This is a genomic window from Streptomyces sp. NPDC104307, assembly GCF_055584045.1.
In genome coordinates this window covers 1342032-1359873 of the sequence record NZ_JBVJMU010000001.1, presented here as the reverse complement: position 1 = coordinate 1359873, position 17842 = coordinate 1342032, and the positions used below count along the sequence as shown (strand labels likewise).

The 17842-nt window shown below is 72.8% G+C and carries 16 protein-coding genes and 1 pseudogene; 12 read left to right on the top strand and 5 right to left on the bottom strand.

Annotation, left to right across the window (positions count from 1 at the left end; all coding sequences use genetic code 11):
* Positions 1–145: 145 nt before the first annotated feature.
* The 6 genes and pseudogenes from ACZ601_RS05590 to ACZ601_RS05565 form a co-directional block, all read left to right on the top strand.
* Positions 146–448 (top strand): urease subunit gamma, encoded by a 303-nt coding sequence (locus ACZ601_RS05590; RefSeq protein ID WP_440573689.1) that lies wholly within the window; start codon positions 146–148, stop codon positions 446–448.
* A complete protein-coding gene (locus ACZ601_RS05585; protein WP_469533286.1) occupies positions 445–783 on the top strand; it encodes an urease subunit beta in 339 nt (112 codons plus the stop codon). The genes ACZ601_RS05590 and ACZ601_RS05585 overlap by 4 nt, the downstream gene beginning before the upstream one ends.
* A gap of 1 nt (position 784) precedes the next feature.
* Positions 785–2488 (top strand): urease subunit alpha, encoded by a 1704-nt coding sequence (locus tag ACZ601_RS05580; RefSeq protein ID WP_469533283.1) that lies wholly within the window; start codon positions 785–787, stop codon positions 2486–2488.
* 10 nt (positions 2489–2498) lie between these two features.
* Entirely contained in the window at positions 2499–3164 is a 666-nt protein-coding gene (locus ACZ601_RS05575) for an urease accessory protein UreF (RefSeq protein WP_469533281.1), read from the top strand.
* A gap of 49 nt (positions 3165–3213) precedes the next feature.
* Entirely contained in the window at positions 3214–3882 is a 669-nt protein-coding gene (ureG, locus tag ACZ601_RS05570) for an urease accessory protein UreG (protein ID WP_469533884.1), read from the top strand.
* Between the two features lie 8 nt (positions 3883–3890).
* A pseudogene (locus tag ACZ601_RS05565) lies at positions 3891–4595 on the top strand (urease accessory protein UreD); the annotation flags it as partial.
* Between the two features lie 3 nt (positions 4596–4598).
* On the opposite strand, the gene ACZ601_RS05560 reads toward ACZ601_RS05565, so the two are convergent.
* Positions 4599–5846, bottom strand: a complete 1248-nt coding sequence (locus tag ACZ601_RS05560; protein ID WP_469533279.1) for an MFS transporter — start codon at positions 5844–5846, stop codon at positions 4599–4601.
* 134 nt (positions 5847–5980) lie between these two features.
* Positions 5981–7057 carry a hypothetical protein gene (locus ACZ601_RS05555; protein WP_469533882.1) on the bottom strand — a complete coding sequence of 359 codons (1077 nt, stop codon included), beginning with the start codon at positions 7055–7057 and terminating at the stop codon, positions 5981–5983.
* Between the two features lie 371 nt (positions 7058–7428).
* On the opposite strand from ACZ601_RS05555, the gene ACZ601_RS05550 reads away from it, so the two are divergent.
* The gene (locus ACZ601_RS05550) at positions 7429–8007 is read left to right on the top strand and encodes a dihydrofolate reductase family protein (RefSeq protein ID WP_469533276.1); all 579 of its coding nucleotides are present in this window, start codon (positions 7429–7431) and stop codon (positions 8005–8007) included.
* A gap of 73 nt (positions 8008–8080) precedes the next feature.
* On the opposite strand, the gene ACZ601_RS05545 is transcribed toward ACZ601_RS05550, so the two are convergent.
* Positions 8081–8689 carry a TetR/AcrR family transcriptional regulator gene (locus ACZ601_RS05545; RefSeq protein ID WP_469533274.1) on the bottom strand — a complete coding sequence of 203 codons (609 nt, stop codon included), beginning with the start codon at positions 8687–8689 and terminating at the stop codon, positions 8081–8083.
* A 96-nt stretch (positions 8690–8785) separates the two neighbouring features.
* On the opposite strand from ACZ601_RS05545, the gene ACZ601_RS05540 reads away from it, so the two are divergent.
* On the top strand, positions 8786–9607 hold the full coding sequence (locus ACZ601_RS05540) for an SDR family oxidoreductase (RefSeq protein ID WP_469533271.1): 822 nt from the start codon (positions 8786–8788) through the stop codon (positions 9605–9607).
* Between the two features lie 31 nt (positions 9608–9638).
* Positions 9639–10502 (top strand): haloalkane dehalogenase, encoded by an 864-nt coding sequence (locus ACZ601_RS05535; protein ID WP_469533268.1) that lies wholly within the window; start codon positions 9639–9641, stop codon positions 10500–10502.
* Positions 10503–10594: 92 nt separating this feature from the next.
* Here ACZ601_RS05535 and ACZ601_RS05530 read toward each other — a convergent pair whose 3' ends face one another.
* Positions 10595–12148, bottom strand: a complete 1554-nt coding sequence (locus ACZ601_RS05530; protein WP_469533265.1) for a peptidoglycan-binding protein — start codon at positions 12146–12148, stop codon at positions 10595–10597.
* A 380-nt stretch (positions 12149–12528) separates the two neighbouring features.
* On the opposite strand from ACZ601_RS05530, the gene ACZ601_RS05525 reads away from it, so the two are divergent.
* Genes ACZ601_RS05525 through ACZ601_RS05515 form a run of 3 tightly spaced genes read left to right on the top strand, consistent with a single transcriptional unit; the run spans position 12529 to position 14958 of the window.
* A complete protein-coding gene (locus ACZ601_RS05525) occupies positions 12529–12762 on the top strand; it encodes an acyl carrier protein (RefSeq protein WP_073735036.1) in 234 nt (77 codons plus the stop codon).
* Positions 12759–14006 (top strand): beta-ketoacyl-[acyl-carrier-protein] synthase family protein, encoded by a 1248-nt coding sequence (locus ACZ601_RS05520; RefSeq protein WP_469533262.1) that lies wholly within the window; start codon positions 12759–12761, stop codon positions 14004–14006. Before ACZ601_RS05525 ends, ACZ601_RS05520 begins: the two co-directional genes overlap by 4 nt.
* A gap of 28 nt (positions 14007–14034) precedes the next feature.
* Positions 14035–14958, top strand: coding sequence for an alpha/beta fold hydrolase (locus ACZ601_RS05515; protein WP_469533260.1), 924 nt, complete (start codon positions 14035–14037; stop codon positions 14956–14958).
* 38 nt (positions 14959–14996) lie between these two features.
* On the opposite strand, the gene ACZ601_RS05510 is transcribed toward ACZ601_RS05515, so the two are convergent.
* On the bottom strand, positions 14997–17447 hold the full coding sequence (locus ACZ601_RS05510; RefSeq protein WP_469533258.1) for an endonuclease/exonuclease/phosphatase family protein: 2451 nt from the start codon (positions 17445–17447) through the stop codon (positions 14997–14999).
* Between the last annotated feature and the right edge of the window lie 395 nt (positions 17448–17842).

The window sequence follows — 17842 nt, the reverse complement described above, 5'->3', positions numbered from 1 at the left end:
TGCCCGTATATATTCGGTCATGACGTAAGAAAGGGACTTTTTGCGGTGCGGTGCAAGTTGCCACGGCGCCATCCGGAGGCTTATAAGAGGGATGTGGCCAAGGCGATTCCGGGAATTCCGGGGACTGCCGCCATGGAGGTTTCCCATGTTTCTCACTCCGTCCGACACGGAGAAATTGCTGCTGAGCGTCGCCGGAATGGTTGCCCGCGACCGCCGGGAGCGCGGCGTACGTCTGAACTACCCCGAGGCCGTCGCCCTGCTCGCCTGCTGGGCGATGGAACGTGCCAGGGAAGGGGCCCGCGTCGTCGACCTCATGACCCTGGGCCGGTCCGTGCTCACCCGCGCTGACGTGCTCGAAGGCGTTCCCGAGATGCTGCACGACGTCCAGGTCGAAGCGACCTTCCCGGACGGGCGCAAGCTCGTCACGATCACCTCACCGATCCCATGATCCCCGGCGAGATCCGCACCGGACCCGGCGTGGTCCACCTGAATTCAAAACGCCGCGCATTGCATCTCACCGTAGTGAACGACGGGGACCGCCCCATTCAGATCGGATCGCATTTCCATTTCTTCGACGTGAATCCCGCACTTTCCTTCGACCGGCCGCAGACCGAGGGATTCCGCCTCGATATCCCGTCCGGCACCTCACTGCGCTTCGAGCCCGGCGTCGGCGCGGAGATCACCCTCGTCGAACTCGGCGGACGCGCCACGGTGCCCGGCATCGTCGTCCGCACCGCGCCCTGGTCCAGGGGCGCACCGAACACCGCAACGGAAGGCGTGTGACATGGCACAACTGACCCGCGCCGCCTACGCGGCGTTCTACGGCCCCACCACCGGCGACCGCATCCGGCTCGCCGACACCGACCTCTGGATCGAGGTCGAGGAGGACCGCTGCTTCGGCGGCGACGAGGCGGTCTTCGGCGGCGGCAAGTCCATCCGCGAATCGATGGGCCAGGCCACCACCCCACGCGCGGACGGCGCCCTCGACCTCGTCATCACCAACGTCGTGGTCCTGGACCACTGGGGCATCGTCAAGACGGACATCGGCATCAGGGCCGGCCGCATCGTCGCCCTCGGCCGCTCCGGCAACCCCGACACCGGCGACGGCGTCCACCCCGAGCTGGTGATCGGCCCCGGCACCGACGTCGTCTCCGGCGAGGGCCGCATCCTGACCGCCGGAGCCGTCGACACCCACGTCCACTTCCTGATGCCGGAGACCCTCCACGAGGCCCTGGCCACCGGCACCACCACGGTCATCGGCGGCGGCACCGGAGCCACCGAGGGGTCCAAGGCCACCACCGTCACCCCCGGCGCCTGGAACCTCGCGATGATGCACCGGTCCTTGGACCGCGTCCCGCTCAACATCATGCTGTTCGGGAAAGGTTCCACCGTCGGCGCGGACGCCCTGCGCGAGGCCGCGCTCGGCGGCGCGGGCGGCTACAAGGTCCACGAGGACTGGGGCGCCACCCCCGCCGCCATCGACGCCGCGCTGAAGGCCGCCGACGCCTACGGCCTCCAGGTCGCCCTGCACGGCGACAGCCTCAACGAGGCCGGATTCGTCGAAGGGACACTCGACGCCATCGCCGGACGCGGTATCCACGTCTTCCACGCCGAGGGCGCGGGCGGCGGCCACGCACCCGACATCATCACCGTCGCCTCGCACCCCAACATCCTCCCCGCGTCCACCAACCCGACGCTCCCGCACACCGTCAACACCGTCGACGAACACCTCGACATGCTGATGGTCTGCCACCACCTCAACCCGCGCGTCCCCGAGGACCTCGCCTTCGCGGAGTCCCGCATCCGGGCGAGCACCATCGCGGCCGAGGACATCCTGCACGACATGGGCGCCCTCTCCATCACCTCCTCCGACGCCCAGGCCATGGGCCGCATCGGTGAGGTCATCTGCCGCACCTGGCAGGTCGCCCACGTGATGAAACAGCGCTACGGCGACCGGGACAGCGCACTGCCCGCCGACAACGAACGGGCCCGCCGCTACGTCGCCAAGTACACGATCTGCCCGGCCGTCGCCCACGGCATCGACCACGTCATCGGCTCCGTCGAACCCGGCAAACTGGCCGACCTGGTGCTCTGGGACCCCGCGTTCTTCGGCATCCGCCCCGCCGCCGTGATCAAGGGCGGCATGGTGGTGTACGCCCCGCTGGGCGACGCGAACGCCGCGATCCCCACCACCCAGCCCGTACTGCTGCGCCCCACCGCCGCCGCCGGAGCCGCCCCGCACCTCTCGGTCAGCTTCGTCGCCCCGGCCGCCCTGGCCGACGGCCTCGCCGAACGCCTCGGCCTGGAGCGCGAACTGGTCGCCGTACGCCCCACCCGCCACCTCACCAAGGCGGACCTGCCGAACAACACCGCGCTCCCCGACATCCAGGTGGACCCGGAGACCTTCGCCATCCACATCGACGGCGAGCTCGTCGAACCGTCGCCCGCCACCGAACTGCCGCTGGCCCAGCTGTACTCCATGTTCTGATGGGGCTCTGATGGGCGCACTGGCATCCCTGCTGCTGGGCGACGGACGGCTCCCGGTCGGCGCGTACACCTACAGCGCAGGGCTCGAACCCGCCGTCGTCGCGGGCCTCACCCGAGACCGCGTCCCCGCACTGCTCAAGGCCCGGCTGCACACCACCGCCCGCACCGAGGCGGCCGCCGCCGTCCTCGCCCTGCGGGCCGCGCTGCGCGAGCCGGTCGACTACGGGCCCGTGCAACGGGCGCTGGCCGCACGGACCCCGGCCGCCCCGCAGCGCGAGACCTCGGTGACCCTCGGCCGGGGCGTGCACCGGCTCGCCCGGCGCCTCGCCCCCGGCCATCCGGCGGTCACCGCACTGGCGGCCATGCGCCCCCGCCCCCTGCGGCCGGTCGCGCTCGGCGCGCTCGGAGCCGTACTGAACGTCTCGGAGGAGGAGCTGGCGCACGCCGTCGTCTACGACGAGCTCCAGACCGTCGCGTCCGCCGCGCTGAAACTCCTGCCCGGCGACCCGCTCGACTCGGTCGCCTGGATCCTCGACGCGGAACCCGCCGCCGCTGCGGCGGCGGCCGAGGCCCTCGCCGTCCGGACCCCTGAACAACTGCCCGCCCGTACCGCCGCGCTCACCGAACAGTGGGCGCTCGAACACGCACGACGCGAACGGAGACTCTTCCTTGCCTGAGAACGAGACCACCACCGGACAGCAGCCCAACCCCCACTTCCACGAGCCGCTGAACCAGCCACGGGCCCTGCGCCTGGGCGTCGCGGGACCGGTCGGCACCGGAAAGAGCTCGATCCTGGCCACCCTGTGCCGGGAGCTCGCCGGCGAACTCTCCATGGCGGTGGTCACCAACGACATCTACACCGACGAGGACGCCCGCTTCCTGCGCTCGGCGGGCGTACTGCCCACAGAGCGCATCCGCGCCGTCGAGACCGGCGCCTGCCCGCACACCGCGATCCGCGACGACGTCAGCGCCAACCTCGACGCCGTCGAGGACCTGGAGGAGGCGTACGGCCCGCTGGACCTGGTGCTCATCGAGAGCGGCGGCGACAACCTCACGGCCACCTTCAGCCCCGCCCTGGCCGACGCCCAGCTCTTCTGCATCGACGTGGCGGGCGGCGGCGACGTCGCGCGCAAGGGCGGCCCCGGCATCACCGGCGCCGACCTCCTGATCGTCAACAAGACCGACCTGGCCTCCTACGTGGAGGTCGACGTCGCCGCCATGGTCGCGGACGCGGAGGAGGCCCGAGCCGGGCTTCCCGTCCTCGCCCTCTCCAAGAAGGACCCGGCCTCCGTCGCCGGACTCGCGGACTGGGTACGGTCCCTGCTGGCCCGTCACCGCTCGGGCACCCACGTCCCCACCGACCCCGGCCCGATGGCGCCGCACAGCCACTCGTGAGCGACGCGACGGCCGTCGCCGTGGAGCGCGACGGCGACGGCCGCCACCTCGCCCGCGAACTGCGCGACGGCGCCTTCCTCGCCCCCCGCCCGCTGCTGCCGCACCCCGGCCGGATCCGGATCGCCCTGGTCGGCATCCGGGCCGGACTCCTCGCCGGCGACGAACTGGCCCTGCACATCTCGGTCGGTCCGGGCGCGCACCTGGAACTGGTCGAGCCGGCCGGACTCGTCGCCTACGACCACCGGGGCGGCTCCGCCCGTTGGCGGGCCCGCGTCGACCTCGCGGAGGGCGCCGAACTCAGCTGGCACGGGCTGCCGTTCGTGGTGGCCGGCGGGGCGGACGTCGAACGCGCGATGGACGCCCGGCTGGCGTCCGGGGCCCGGATGCTGTGGCGCGACACCCTGGTCCTGGGCCGCTCCGGGGAGCGCGGCGGGCGGATCCGGGCCACCACCCGGGTGACGTCCGAGGACCAGGAGCTGCTGGTCGAGGACCTCGACCTCACAGACCCGGAGGTGCGCGAACTGCCGGGGCTCCTGGGTCCGAACCGCGTCATCGGCTCGGTCGCCGTGTTCGGCGCGACGCCGCCCGGACCCGCGCACCCCTACCGGATGGACCTGGCCGGACCCGGCGCGCAGGTGCGGCTGCTGGACACGGTGGCGCCGGCCGTCGAGGCGGAACTGAGCCAGGTCTGGGAGTCCTGGCTCAGCCCCTGACGGTCAGCGGCGGGAGCGGGCCCCACCGGCCCGTCGGCCCCACGGGCACACCGACGCCCCCGCACACAGCAGCGCCGGCGCCGCCGCCAGGGCGAAGCACAGCGCGAGCGGCAGCCGCCCGACGAGCGCCCCGACCGCCGCGGTGCCGGCCGAGGCCCCGGCGTTGAACGAGGTGTTGACCCAGGCACCCGCCTGGGTGCGCCGGGCGGGATCCACGGACTCGTCCGCGATCAGGTACCCGGTCGTGAGGACCGGTCCGACGAACAGCCCGGCGACCGCGACGGCGGCGGCCAGCAGGTACAGCCGGGGCGAGAGACCGGCGACCGCCAGCGCCGCCGCCATCCCCGCGGCAGCCGCCGCCAGCCGCGTACGGTTCGCGGACTTCCACCGGACCGCCCCGTACACCAGACCGCCGACGGCGCTCCCCGCCGAGAGGGCGGCCAGCACCCAGGACACCGCCGCGGCTTGGCCGCGCTGCTCGGTGAAGGCCACCACCAGCAGTTCGAGCGCCCCGAGGCAGATCCCCACAGAGGCCGTCACCAGCGCGGTGCGGCGCAGGGCGGGGCTGGTGCGCAGGACAGGCCGGGGAGCGGCGGGCGCCTCTGCCGGGGCCGTCTTCGCGTTCGCGTGTCCGCGGGGCACCACCGGTGACGACACCAGCGCGAGCGTCCCCACGACGACCAGCACGGCACCGGCCAGGACCGCGGCCGAGGGCCGGCCGGCCCGGACGATCAGGCCCACCAGCAACGGGCCGGTGACGTAGAGCAGTTCCTCCGCAACGCCGTCCAGGCTGTACGCGCGCCGCAGGAGTTCCCGGTCCGGGACGAGACCGCTCCACAGCGTCCGCATGACCGGGCCCAGCGGCGGAGTGCAGACACCGGCCGTCACGGCGAGCGCCCCCAGGGCGAGGGGCGGGGCGCCCGGCCGCCAGGTGGCGAGGGCGAGTGCGCAGAGCGCCGCCGCGTAGAGCCCGGCCATCGGCGGCAGGGCCCGGCGCGGCCCGTACCGGTCGATCAGCGCGGCACGGGCGGGGGAGAGGAACACGCTGGCGGCACCGAACAGCGCCATGGCGCCGCCCGCCGCGGAGTACGAACCGGTGGCGTCCTTGATCGCGAGCAGCATGGCGAGCGGGACGATCCCGTAGGAGAGCCGCCCGAGCAGGGCGGCGCCGAAGGTGCGTGCGGCATGGGGGGTACGCAGGACAGTGGCGTACGAAGGGGCGCGCGTGGGCGCGCAAGGAGAGGTGAGCACGATGACATTCCTCGTGAGGGCGGCGCCGGAACACGGCGCCGCGGGCATGCGGGGACACCGGAGTGCCGCACCCGGGGGCCGGGTGCGGTCAGTGCGGGGTCCTACGCACGAGGAGGCATCATGCGGGCAAATTATCAGACCGTGCGGCGCGGCGGCGGTGAATTTCCGGCCTCCCCGCTGATGCCCGGTTCGGCCGCCATCACGTCTTCCGCCGCCGCCCACAGCCGGGGCAGGAACCGGGTCACCTCCGCACGGCGGGCCAGGATGTCGGCGGTGCCGGTGATCCCGGTGAGACCCGCGACGGCCGCCTCGAACGCGGGCAGCCGCGCCGCGTGCAGTGCGGGGGCGTCCACGGCCAGCACCGCGTGGCAGCGGGCGAGGGTCGCGACGATCCAGAAGACCGCCTCGCGGTGGTCGCCCCGGTCCAGGAGTTCGAGGCTGCCGTCGACGGCGATGGGACGGGCCTGCGCGGTGAGGTCGCTGCTGAAGAAGAACGGCGTGCGCGCGACCGGGACCGTGGCGTCGAACGTCCGGACCAGCTCTCCCAGATGGTGCCGCACCCGCCGCTCGGGGACGTCCGCGCAGCCGAGCAGTCCCAGCAGCTCCGGGTAGAGCTCCGGCCGCCCGTGGTCGGTCAGGACGTCGCGCACCGCCGGGTAGCGCAGCCGGACGGTGGGGTTGCGCAGGGCGGCGACCAGCAGGACGTGCGTGGTGACCCCGGTGGGGAACATCCAGGCCGGCACCTGCTCGTGGAAGGGCGCGGCGTCGTCGAACGCGGCAAGGCGGCTCTCCACCCGGTGCCGGGCGTCCAGGCACCGGCGGCGCGCCCAGCTCCGCCCCGCGAACCTGGGCGAGACCTCCGCGTACAGGGCGCGCAGCCGGCCGGTGGGATCGTCGATGACCGTGTCGAGCCGGAAGCTGCCGGCCAGATGGTACGAGGAGAGCACCGCCGCCGGGTCGCGCAGCTCGGCCCACGGCACGTAGGAGATCTCCAGCAGGACGCCCTCGTAACGGAGTTTGCCGGGCTTGGCGGGCGGTTCGTCCTGCGCCGTGACGACCACGACATCGACGTCGGAGGAGGGCGCCAGCTCGGCTCCGTCCGGCCGGCCGACGGTCGACCCGCTGAAGTACGCCCCCCGGTACCCGGCTGTGGGGCGGGCGTGGGCGGCCACCCAGCGGACCGCGGCGGCGCGTGCCGTTCCGATTCTCACCATGGGACTCCTCTAGGGCGCGTGCGGCGGATCAGGGTCGGATAGGGCGCGGTGTCTGGTGCGGTGCATCGCAAGGCGCCGGAGCGTCTCGATAGCGGAGCTATTGGGGCGTTTCGGCAACGCGGCGAGGTGCCGTGCCAGACGCCGCGCCCCCGGCCATGATCCGCCGCACACGCCCTGGGCCGCTGTGGGCCGGGCGGACCGCGCGGCCCTTCGTGATCCGGCTCTTCCCGGAAGATCTACGCGGCGCGCCCGTGGCCCGTCAAGTGGTCGCCGTATCCTGCCGCCCCCGTCGACGGCTGCCCGGTAATGTCGGATTCGTTCCGCCGACCCGTCCCTGATTCCGACGCCTTCGACCGGTGAGGTTCGCGATGCGCAAGGTCATCTATTTCATGTCGATGTCCCTCGACGGCTATATCGAGAGTCCGGACAAGGACCTTGCCTGGCATCAGGTCGACGACGAGCTGCACCGCGCCTTCAACGAGCGGCTCGCCGCGATGGGCGGCTTCCTGCACGGCCGGGTCGTCCACGAACTGATGGCGGACTTCTGGCCCACCGCCGACCAGGACCCGGCCAACGCGGGGCCGATGGCCGAGTTCGCCGTCATCTGGCGGGACATGCCGAAGTGCGTCTACTCACGGACCCTCCAGCGGGCCGACTGGAACACCACCGTCGTCCACGACGTCGTCCCGGAAGAGGTCATGGCGCTCAAGGAGCAGCCCGGCGGCGACCTGGCACTCGGCGGCGCCGGTCTGGCCGCGTCCTTCGCGGCGCTCGACCTGATCGACGAGTACTGGGTCTACGTCCACCCGGTCCTCATCGGCCGGGGCAAGCCGATGTTCCCGTTGTCGGACACCATGACCCCGCTGCGGCTCGCGTCCACCGGGACCTTCGGCAACGGGGTCGTGGAACTGCGGTACGAGCGGGCGGAGAAGCCCTCGGCGCGCTGACCGCCGCGCGGGGCCGGCGCGCATCGCCCACCGCGCGCTCATCGCCAGGCGGCCCCCGCCCGGCGTTTCCTGATCACCCGTTCCGGTCCCGGTCCAGGCTGTCCAGCTCGCGCACGAGGCGGGCTCCCTCGCGCGTCATGATCTCCGGGTCCCGCAGGGCGTTGGAGAGCAGGGACATGCCCTGATAGGCGCCGACGAACGTCAGCGCGAGGCCCTCGGGGTCGGCCGCGCCGAGCTGGCGGTACTGCTGTCCGACCCAGTCCAGCAGCAGGCGGATGACCTGACCGGCCGCGAGGTCGAGGCCGTTGCCGGTCCGCTTGTCGAGCTCGACGGCCAGGGTGCCCGTGGGGCAGCCGTAGCGGGCCGTGGTCTCCCGCTGTCCGACCCACGCGTCGATGAGGCCTTTGAGGCGCTCGCGCGGGTCCGGAAGCCTGTCGAGGAGGCCGGTGAGCTCCTCCAGGTGGCCGGTGTGTTCGGCCAGGGCGGCCTCGACCAGCTCGTCCTTCGTCTTGAAGTAGTAGTACACGTTGCCTGCCGGAACATCTGCGGCGCGGGCGATGTCGGCGATGGTCGTGCGCTCCACGCCCTGCTCGTGCAGGACCTGGGCGGTGGCGGCCGTCAGCCGCTGCCGCTTGCCCGCCGACTTGGCGCGGGGGTGCGGAGAATCCACTGAGTCAGTCACCCGACTCACTATAGACATCCGGCTGCCGGACTGTGCTAACTTCTCGTCCCAGAAGTTAGTCAGCTGACTAACTCATTTCTGAGCGGGGAGATCGGCATGATCGTGGTGACAGGTGCGACCGGGAACGTCGGACGGGATCTGGTGTGGACGCTGTGCGAGGCGCGGGTGCCGGTGACCGCCGTGGCCCGGCACATCACCGACGCCGATGTGCCGTCCGGAGTGCGGGCGGTGGCCGCCGACCTCGCCGAACCGGCCGGTCTGAAAGACGCTTTCGACGGTGCGGACGCGCTCTTCCTGCTGGTGGCCGGTGAGGATCCGGACGGCATCCTGGAGCAGGCGGTGGCCGCCGGGATCCGCCGGGTGGTGCTGCTGTCCTCGCAGGGCGTTCAGACGCGCCCCGAGGCCTATGGGCACCCGGACAGGTTCGAGACGGCGGTGCGCGGGTCCGGACTCGACCGGACGATCCTGCGCTCGGGCGGGATGGCCACCAACGCGTTCGCCTGGGCCGAGTCGATCCGCACCCGGCGGGAGGCGGAGGCGCCCTTCGGTGATGTGGCGCTCCCCTTCGTCGACCCCCACGATGTCGCGGAGGTCGCGGCGGCCGTGCTGCGCGGGGGTCCGCACACCGGGGCCACGTACACGCTGACCGGTCCCGCGGCCACGACGCCGCGCGAGCGGGCGGCCGCCATCGGCGCCGCGCTGGGCGAACCGGTGCGCTTCACCGAGCAGACGCGCGCGCAGGCCCACGCGCAGATGGCGCGGTTCATGCCGCTGCCCGTGGTCGAGGGCACCCTGGCCATCCTGGGGGAGCCGACCGAGGCCGAACAGCGGGTGAGCCCCGATGTCGAACGCGTCCTGGGCCGGGCGCCGGGCACCTTCGGCCAGTGGGCCGAACGCAACGCCGCCGCCTTCCGGTGAGCGCGCCGAACTCCGACGAAGGACTGGAACAGTGCCTGTTCAGCGCATCCTCGACTCGACCATGCACCACCGTGAGTCCGGCTCCGGAACGCCGGTCGTCTTCCTGCACGGCAACCCGACCTCGTCGTACCTGTGGCGCGACGTCATGCCCGCCGTGGGGCCCGGACGGCTGCTGGCCCCCGATCTCATCGGCATGGGGGAGTCGGGCAAACCCGGCATCGACTACACCTTCGCCGACCACTCCCGGTACCTGGACGCCTGGTTCGACACGCTCGGCCTCCAGGACGTCATCCTGGTCGGGCACGACTGGGGCGGCGCCCTCGCCTTCGACTGGGCCGCACGCCACCCGCACCGGGTGCGCGGGATCGCGTTCACCGAGACCATCGTCAAGCCGATGTCCTGGGAGGAGTTCCCCGAAGGCGGCCGGGAGCTGTTCCGGGCGATCAAGGCGGAAGGCGTCGGCGAGGCCATGATTCTCGACGACAACGCCTTCATCGAACAGGCGCTCCCCGGCACGGTCGCCACCGGTCTCACCCAGGGCGACCTGGACGTCTACCGCAAGCCGTACCCGACGCGCGAGAGCCGGCTGCCGCTCCTGCGGTGGCCGCGCTCGATGCCGCTGGGCGGTGAGCCCGCCGACGTCGTGGCCAGGGTCGAGGCGTACGGCCGTTGGCTGACGACCAGTACGGACGTGCCCAAGCTCCTGCTCACCTTCCGGCCCGGCCCGGGAGCGATGATGCACGAGGGGATCATTCAGTGGTGCGAGGCGAACATCGCCGGACTGGAGACCGTGCGTTCGCAGGCCGTCGCGGGGCATCACACGCCCGAGGACCGGCCTGAGCTGATCGGCGCGGCGGTAGCGGACTGGGCCGACCGGCTCGGTCTCCGTTCCTGACACCGGAACACGACGCGGGGGCGGGGCGCCGGGCCCCGCCCCCGGCCGGGTCTGGGGCGCCGGGCCAGGCCCCCCGGCCGTGGCCGGGACCGTCAGCGGCCCGCTTGCAGCGCCGCCCAGGTGTCCGGTCCCACCACGCCGTCCGCCGTCAGGCCGTGGCTCGTCTGGTAGCCGCGCACCGCCGTCGTCGTCGCGGGGCCGAAGCTCCCGTCGATGGCGGCGGACGAGCCGAGCGTCGCGGTCAGCGCGCGCTGGAGCCGCTTCACGGCGTCGCCGGAGGCGCCCTCGCGGAGCGTCGTCGTCGGGCCGGCCGACAGCAGCGCGGTCCAGGTCCTGGCACCCACGACGCCGTCCGGGTCCAGCCCGTGCGCCGCCTGATAGGCCGTCACCGCCCCCTCGGTGGCCGGGCCGAAGCTGCCGTCGGCCGCTCCCGCCGCCTGGCCCTGTTCGTTCAGCAGCTGCTGGACCGCCTTGACCTGCGCACCCGTCGAGCCGCTGCGCTGGACGGCGTACGCGGCGAAGCTCAGCCCGTCGGGGGTGGTGCCGCCCCCGGTGTTCCCGGCCACCAGCTGCATGTAGCGCGTCCAGTCCCAGTTCGGGCCGGGGTCGGTGTGGTCGTTGCCCGGCGTCTCGCTGTGGCCGATGATGTGCGCCCGGTCCTTCGGGATTCCGTACCGGTCGCACAGGTACGCGGTCAGGGCGGCGGAGGAGCGGTACATCGAGTCGGTGAACCAGGACGGGTCGTCGATGAACCCCTCGTGCTCGATGCCGAGCGCGGAGGAGTTGGCGCTGCGCGCGTGGTACGCGGTGTCGCTGTCGCGGACCATCTGGGTGATCTGGCCGTCGGAAGAGCGCACCACGTAGTGCGAGCTCACCTGGGAGGCGGGGTTCTGGAACCAGCTGATCGAGCCCGCGTACGAGCCCTGCGTGACGTGGATGATCACCTTGTCGATCGCCGCCGAGCGGCCGGTGGCGAAGTTGGCCGGATCGGCCGGGACCCAGAGCGCGGCCGGGTAGTCGGCGCTGCGGACGCCCGGCTCCGAGGCGGCGAGCGAGCCTTTGTGCGGGGAGACCGGCCGGCCGGTCACCGAGATCCGTTCGCCGTCCGGGGTGAGGGCGTCGAGCCCGTCCGCCAGGAAGGTGTAGACGGTGTCGGCATAGAGGGCGGCGGCCGGGCCCCCGGTGCCGCTGTAGCGGGCGACGGCCGGGTACCAGGCGTCGATGTCGGCCCGGTCCCGGGCGTCCAGGCCCAGCTTGTCCGCGTAGCCGCGCAGCACCGCGGCGCCGCCCAGGACGTTGGCGGCGGTGTCGGTGCGGAGGTCGGCCAGGGGTTCGCCGGTGAGGGCGGCGGCCCGCTCCAGGGTTCGGTTCGAGGGGTTGCTGACGAGGTGCATCACGCCGTAGCCGTTCGCCTGGCTGGGGAGTCCGGCGTGGCCGTCGAGGTGGCTCTCGCCGTATCCGACGGCGGCGAGCAGATCGCGCGGTACGCCGAACCGGTCCGCCGCCCGCTCGAAGGCCCGGCTGAGCGGGTGGCCGGGGTCCGGCGCGGCGAGGGCGGGGGCGCCGGTGACGGTCAGGACGGTGGCGGTGAGGGCCGCCAGCACGGATGCGCGGGCCTTGGTGTGGGCTGCCGGGCGGCTGGGCATACCTGCTCCTGCTCTGTGGGGGAGGAGAGCGGCCCCCGGGCCCGGGGTGGGGTGGGCCGGGGCCGCGAAGCCCGCTCAGATTATCTACCTGTCTAGGGCATGACAATCAGCGTTCGGCGTGTCGAACTCGCTTTCACTCCAATGGAGTTGATGTCCTGATGCCGGCGCGCGCGCCCGGTGTCCGCCGACGGCCGGTCCCGGTCCGTGAGCCGGGGGATTCGTACACCTGCGCCGCACCCCCACCGCACGGGGGAACGCGGAGCGGAGCCGCCTCCCGCAGGGCGTATAAAGGGTCCCTCCGGACCGGCCGGCGTCCCCCGACGGCAGTGTGACCTCTCACGCGGCAAGGCGTCACCGCGTACGACAGCGGAGGAGTGCCCATGAGCACGGCAGACGAGATCAGCACCTTGCTGGTGGCGAACTTCGGAACCGATCCCGTGGCGATCCGCCCCGAAGTGTCGCTCCGTCAGCTCAGGCTGGATTCCCTGGCCCTGGAGGAACTGCGGCTCCTCATCGAGGACCGGATGGGCGTCGACCTGGACGACGTCCAGCTCACCTCGCGCGACACCGTCGGCCAACTGGTCGACGCGGTACGCGCCAAGGCCGCCGCGTGACCGGCCGGTACCGCCCCGAGCCGTTCGCCGCCGCCGTCACCGGCATCGGCCTCGTCACCGCCGCGGGCGTCGGCGCCGACGCCACCTGGCGCGGGGTCTCGGAGGCCGCCACCGCGCCCTCGGTCCCGCACCTGCCCGAACTCCACGACTTGCCCTGCGACTTCATGTACACCGTCACCGGCCTCGACACCAGGGCGATCCTCGGCGTGGCGACCCAACGGCTCATGGACCGCTTCTCGCAGCTCGCCGTGATTGCCGCCCGCGAGGCCGTCGCCGACGCCGGACTCGACCCCTCGGTCTGGGACAGCTCCCGCGTCGCCGTCGTCATCGGCTCCGCCCACGGCGGACTGCCCTTCTACGACCAGCAGCACGCCGCCCTCACCGAGCGCGGCGCCCGCCGGGTCTCGCCCAAACTCGCCCCGCTCACCGTCGTCAACGGCGCCGCCAGCAGCGTCGCGACCGATCTCGGCGCACACGGACCCAGCCAGGCCGTCTCCACCGCCTGCTCCTCCGGCACCGTCGCCATCGGCACCGCACACCAGATGCTGCGCACCGGAGCCTGCGACATCGTCGTCGCGGGCGGCGCCGAATCCGTCTGCTCCCGGCTGCTGATCGCCAGCGCCTGCCAGTTGAAGGCCGTCTCTACCCGCCGGGACGACCCCGAGTCCGCCTGCCGCCCCTTCGACACCCACCGCGACGGCTTCGTCGTCGGTGAGGGCGCCGGGCTCCTCGTGATGGAGCGCCCCGAGCACGCCCGCGCACGGGGCGCCACCGTCCGTGCGCACGTCGCCGGCTACGGCGCGTCCAGCGACGCGTACTCCGCCGTCGCCCCCGACCCGGAGGGCCTCGGCATCGAACGGGCCCTGCGCGCCGCCCTCGCGGACGCCGGTATCGGCGCGGCGGACATCGGCCACGTCAACGCGCACGGCACCTCGACCGTCGCGAACGACCTGATCGAGACGGTGATGCTGCGCCGGGTGCTCGGCACGCACCCGCTCGTCACGTCCACGAAGGCGATGACCGGGCACACCCTCGGCGCCGCGGGCGGCATCGAGACCGCGCTGACCGTGCTGGCCCTCCAGCACCAACTCGTGCCGCCCACCGTCAACCTGGACGCCCCTGACCCGGAGATCCCGCTCGAAGTGGTGAGCAAGGAGGCCCGGCCCGGCGTGTTCGACGCGGCCGTCAAGACCTCGCTCGGCTTCGGCGGCCACAACGCCGCACTCGTCCTCACCAGGGCCTGACCGTGCGGCTTCGCTAAGGATGGCCACCATGCCCGACGAGATCATCCGGCACCTGTCGGTGCACGGGCTGCGCTACAGCTACCGGACCCTGCCCCAGCCCTCGCCCCGCACCGAACCGGTCATCGTCCTCGGCGGCGCGCTCCAGGGCATGTACGGCTGGCCGCAGATGGACGAGCACCTGGGGCCGAGGGCCCACGTCGTCACCGCCGACCTGCCCGGCATGGGCGGCGCCGACCCGCTGCCGCCCGGCACCGGCGACGACATCCTGTACGAGGCCGTCACCGGCATCATCGACGACCTGGGCGTACCCCGGGTCAACCTCTTCGGCTTCTCCTACGGCACCTCGATCGCGTTCGGCTGCGCCCGGCAGAACCCCCGCCGCATCGCCCGGCTGGTGCTCGGCGGCGTCCCGGTCCACATCAGCGACGCCCAGCGGACGCAGTGGGGCCGGGCGGTCGACCGGCTGGGCTCCAGTGACATGGAGGGGCTCGCCACCCTGACCGCCGAGGCCCTGATGTGCCTGGACCCGGACCGCAACGTGCACCGCAGGGAGCTCGCCCGGCGCTACGTCCGGCGCTCCTTCCTGCACGCGCTCACCCACTCCCCGCACGCCGCGCGGTCGCTGCGCCGGGCGCTGGGCCACCGGCCGGACTTCTCCGGCGGGCTGAGCGGGGTGCCGGCGCTCGTCTTCGCGGGCGAGCACGACACGGTGACCTCGCCCGAACGGCAGCGGGCCTTCGCGGCGACCATCGAGGGCAGCCGCTTCCTGACCATCGGGGAGTCGGACCACTGGGTCGTGCTGGAACGCCCCGACGACGTGGCGGACCTGGTCGCCCGCTTCTTCAGCGACCTTCCCCTGGAACCGGCGCCCGCGCTGTGGCCCCTTTCCGCCGCGCTGCCGCGCCCGCGTGCGCGCGCGGCGGGGGCGGCACTGCCCCGGACGGGCGGCTGAGCGTCCGCCGGAACGCCCCGCCGCCCGCCCGCGCGGGATCAGTGGTGGCCGTGGTGCCCGCCGTGATGCCCGTGGTCCCCGTGACCGGACGCGTCGGCCCGCACCCGGACGATCTGCGGGTCGTGGTCGCTCGCCTGGTCCGCGAACTCCGCGTTGATGTGCACCACGTCGTAGTCGAGGCGCCGGATACCCGGGCTCGTCAGGATGTGGTCCAGCGTCTGCGAGTTGCCCTCGTAGACGTAGCTGTACCGCTCGTTCGCCGGCAGCGTGTTGATCAGCGGCTTGAGCGCCTTCCCGGCGGTGAGCGCGGACATCGTCGGTGAGAACGCGAAGTCGTTCAGGTCGCCGAGGGTGATGACCCGGGCCGACTTGTCGGCCGCCAGCAGGGACTTGACGAAGGTGTTGACCTCCGCCGCCTGCTTGACCCGCTTGGTCTCCGAGCTGCGCACGGGCGGCTGGTAGCGGCCGTGCAGCGGCTGGTCGCCGCCCTTGGAGGTGAAGTGGTTGCCGATGACGAACACCGGCTCGCCGCGGAAGCGGAACTCACCGACCAGTGGCTTGCGGCTGTCGGCCCACGACTCGTCCAGCGGGCTGATCCGGGCGGGCGAAGCCGACAGAGCGACACCGTGCCTGGTCTTCACGGCCTTCACCGCGGTGGTCGCGTCGCCGCCGGCACGGTCCACGAAGGAGACCCGGGCGGGGTTGAAGAGGAAGACGTTACGGATGTTGCCGCCGGGCTCGCCGCCGTCCTTGCCGTCCTGCGGAGCGACATAGCGCCAGGAGTAGCGCGGTCCGCCCGCCGCGACGATCGCGTCGGTGAACCGCTTCAGCGTCGCCTCCGAGCCGACCGTGCCGTCGTTGACCGCACCGTTGTCGTCCTGGATCTCCTCCAGCGACACGATGTCCGGGGAGGCCAGGTTGACCGCGACGCCCTTGGCGAGGGTGTCGAACTTGCCCTGCTCGTCGAGCGCGTCGAGGTTCTCCACGTTGTAGGTGGAGACGGCGAGTTCGTCGCGCTTCTGCTTCCTGGTGACCTCGCGCTTGAGGTGCCGGTCGGTGAGGGTGCCGAGCCGGGTGGCCTGGAGGCTGTAGCCGCCGAAGGAGTCGTAGTCCAGCACGCCGCTGGTGGTGCCGGACAGCACGTCGCCCACGTTCGCCACCGGGACGGTCCGGTCGGCGTCGAGTGACATCACCTTGATCCGGCCGGTGTTCTGGTCGGTGTACGAGGAGTACAGGGTGCCGCCGCGCCGGGTCGGGTTCTGCTTCGGCTCGACGGTCACCCAGACCTCGCCGTACGAGCTCGTGGCGCCGGTGACCCGGGTGTCGGCGGTCTCGACCCGGGTGCCCTCAAGGGACTCGTAGAGATCGAGCGCGTACTTCGCCGGTTCGAGGGGCAGCGCGTCGATCGAGCCACCGTCCGCAGCGGGGGCGTAACCGCCGGGTACCGCCTTCGCGTTGAGCACCACCGGCGCGGGCAGCGCGTTGCCGGAGGAGAGGACCGTGGTCCTGGGTGCGGTGATCTCGGTGACGGACTGGGTGGTGGCCGAGGGGTAGTACTCGTCGACCGTGCCGCTGACCAGGACGGAGTCGCCCACCGAGACCGCCGGGGTGGCGGAGCCGGTGTAGACGAGGACGCCCTCGGAGGTGCGGGGGTCCGCGTCCGGCGAGGGGTCCTGGATCCAGAATCCGCGCGAGCCCGTGGTGCGGACCGCCGTGACGATGCCGGGGACCCCGGTCACCGCCTTGCCGTCCAGCGGGGAGACCCGGGTGGTGCCCTGGATGTCGTGCACGCGCACGGTGCCGGGCTCGGTGGGGTTGCCCGGGTCGCCGGGGTCCTCGCCGCCGCCGGAGGTCTCACCGGCCGCGTTCACCGGGGTGGGCGCGCCGGCGGAGAGGTCGGCGGCGTTGTCGTCGGTGTCCGCGAGGGAGGCCGCGCGCGCCACGGAGGCGGTGGCGGAGGCGCCGGTCGCCGGTCCACTGCCCTCCCGGACGACCGCGGAGCCGTAGCCCACCAGGTCCACGACCCGGGTGTCCGAGGCGCAGTCGGCCGCCGTCTTGCAGGTCAGCGCCGTGGTGCCGGAGACCAGCGCGACCGTGCCGCTCGCGGCGGACATCGCGACGGTGCCGGTGGCATCCGGGGCGGGCAGGGCGACGGTACCCCCGGTGCCCGCGGCCTCTGCGACCAGATAGCGGCCGCCGGGCGCGACGGCGCCGGTGAGCGGGGACACCTGCCACTGCGAGCCGGCGGACGGGGCGCCCGGCAGGTACTGGACGCTGAACCCGGACAGGTCGTACGCGGCGGAGCCGGCGTTGGCCAGCTCGACGAAGTCGCGGGTGAGCGTCGCGCCCGAGTTCCCGCCGCCCCCGTACACCTCGGAGATCACGGCGGACGCGGACGGGGCCGCGAAGGCGGCGGGCAGCGCGGTGGCCGAGAGGGTCACGGCGACCGCGCCGGCCAGCAGGACGGAGCGTGGTCTGGATATGCGCACGGAAACTGCCCCTCAGAGTGTGATGAGGCAGCACAAGCTATGCGCGTAGAACCGGCGATGACAAGGCATCAGAGGTTAATTCCGGGAATCGTTCCGCCATCCGGCCCACACCGGCCGCAGAGCGGGCTCCGGACCCGCCGTGCCACCGGCCCGCGCACCACTGTTCACACCCCGCTCGTACACCCGTCACACCGCCGCAACGCGGGGCAACACCCGGCAGGGGAACGGGTGTCCAGGATGCGGCAATGGTTTGACCGGGTTGCGCCGGTCCGGTTACGTTGCGCGGCATGCAGCGATCCGCACACCTGACGACGCGAGGTCATATCGACCTGAAGCGTGTGTGCTCCGCCGTGTGTCCTCGGGTCTGAGAGCACCACGCCCGCGCGAACCGTCCG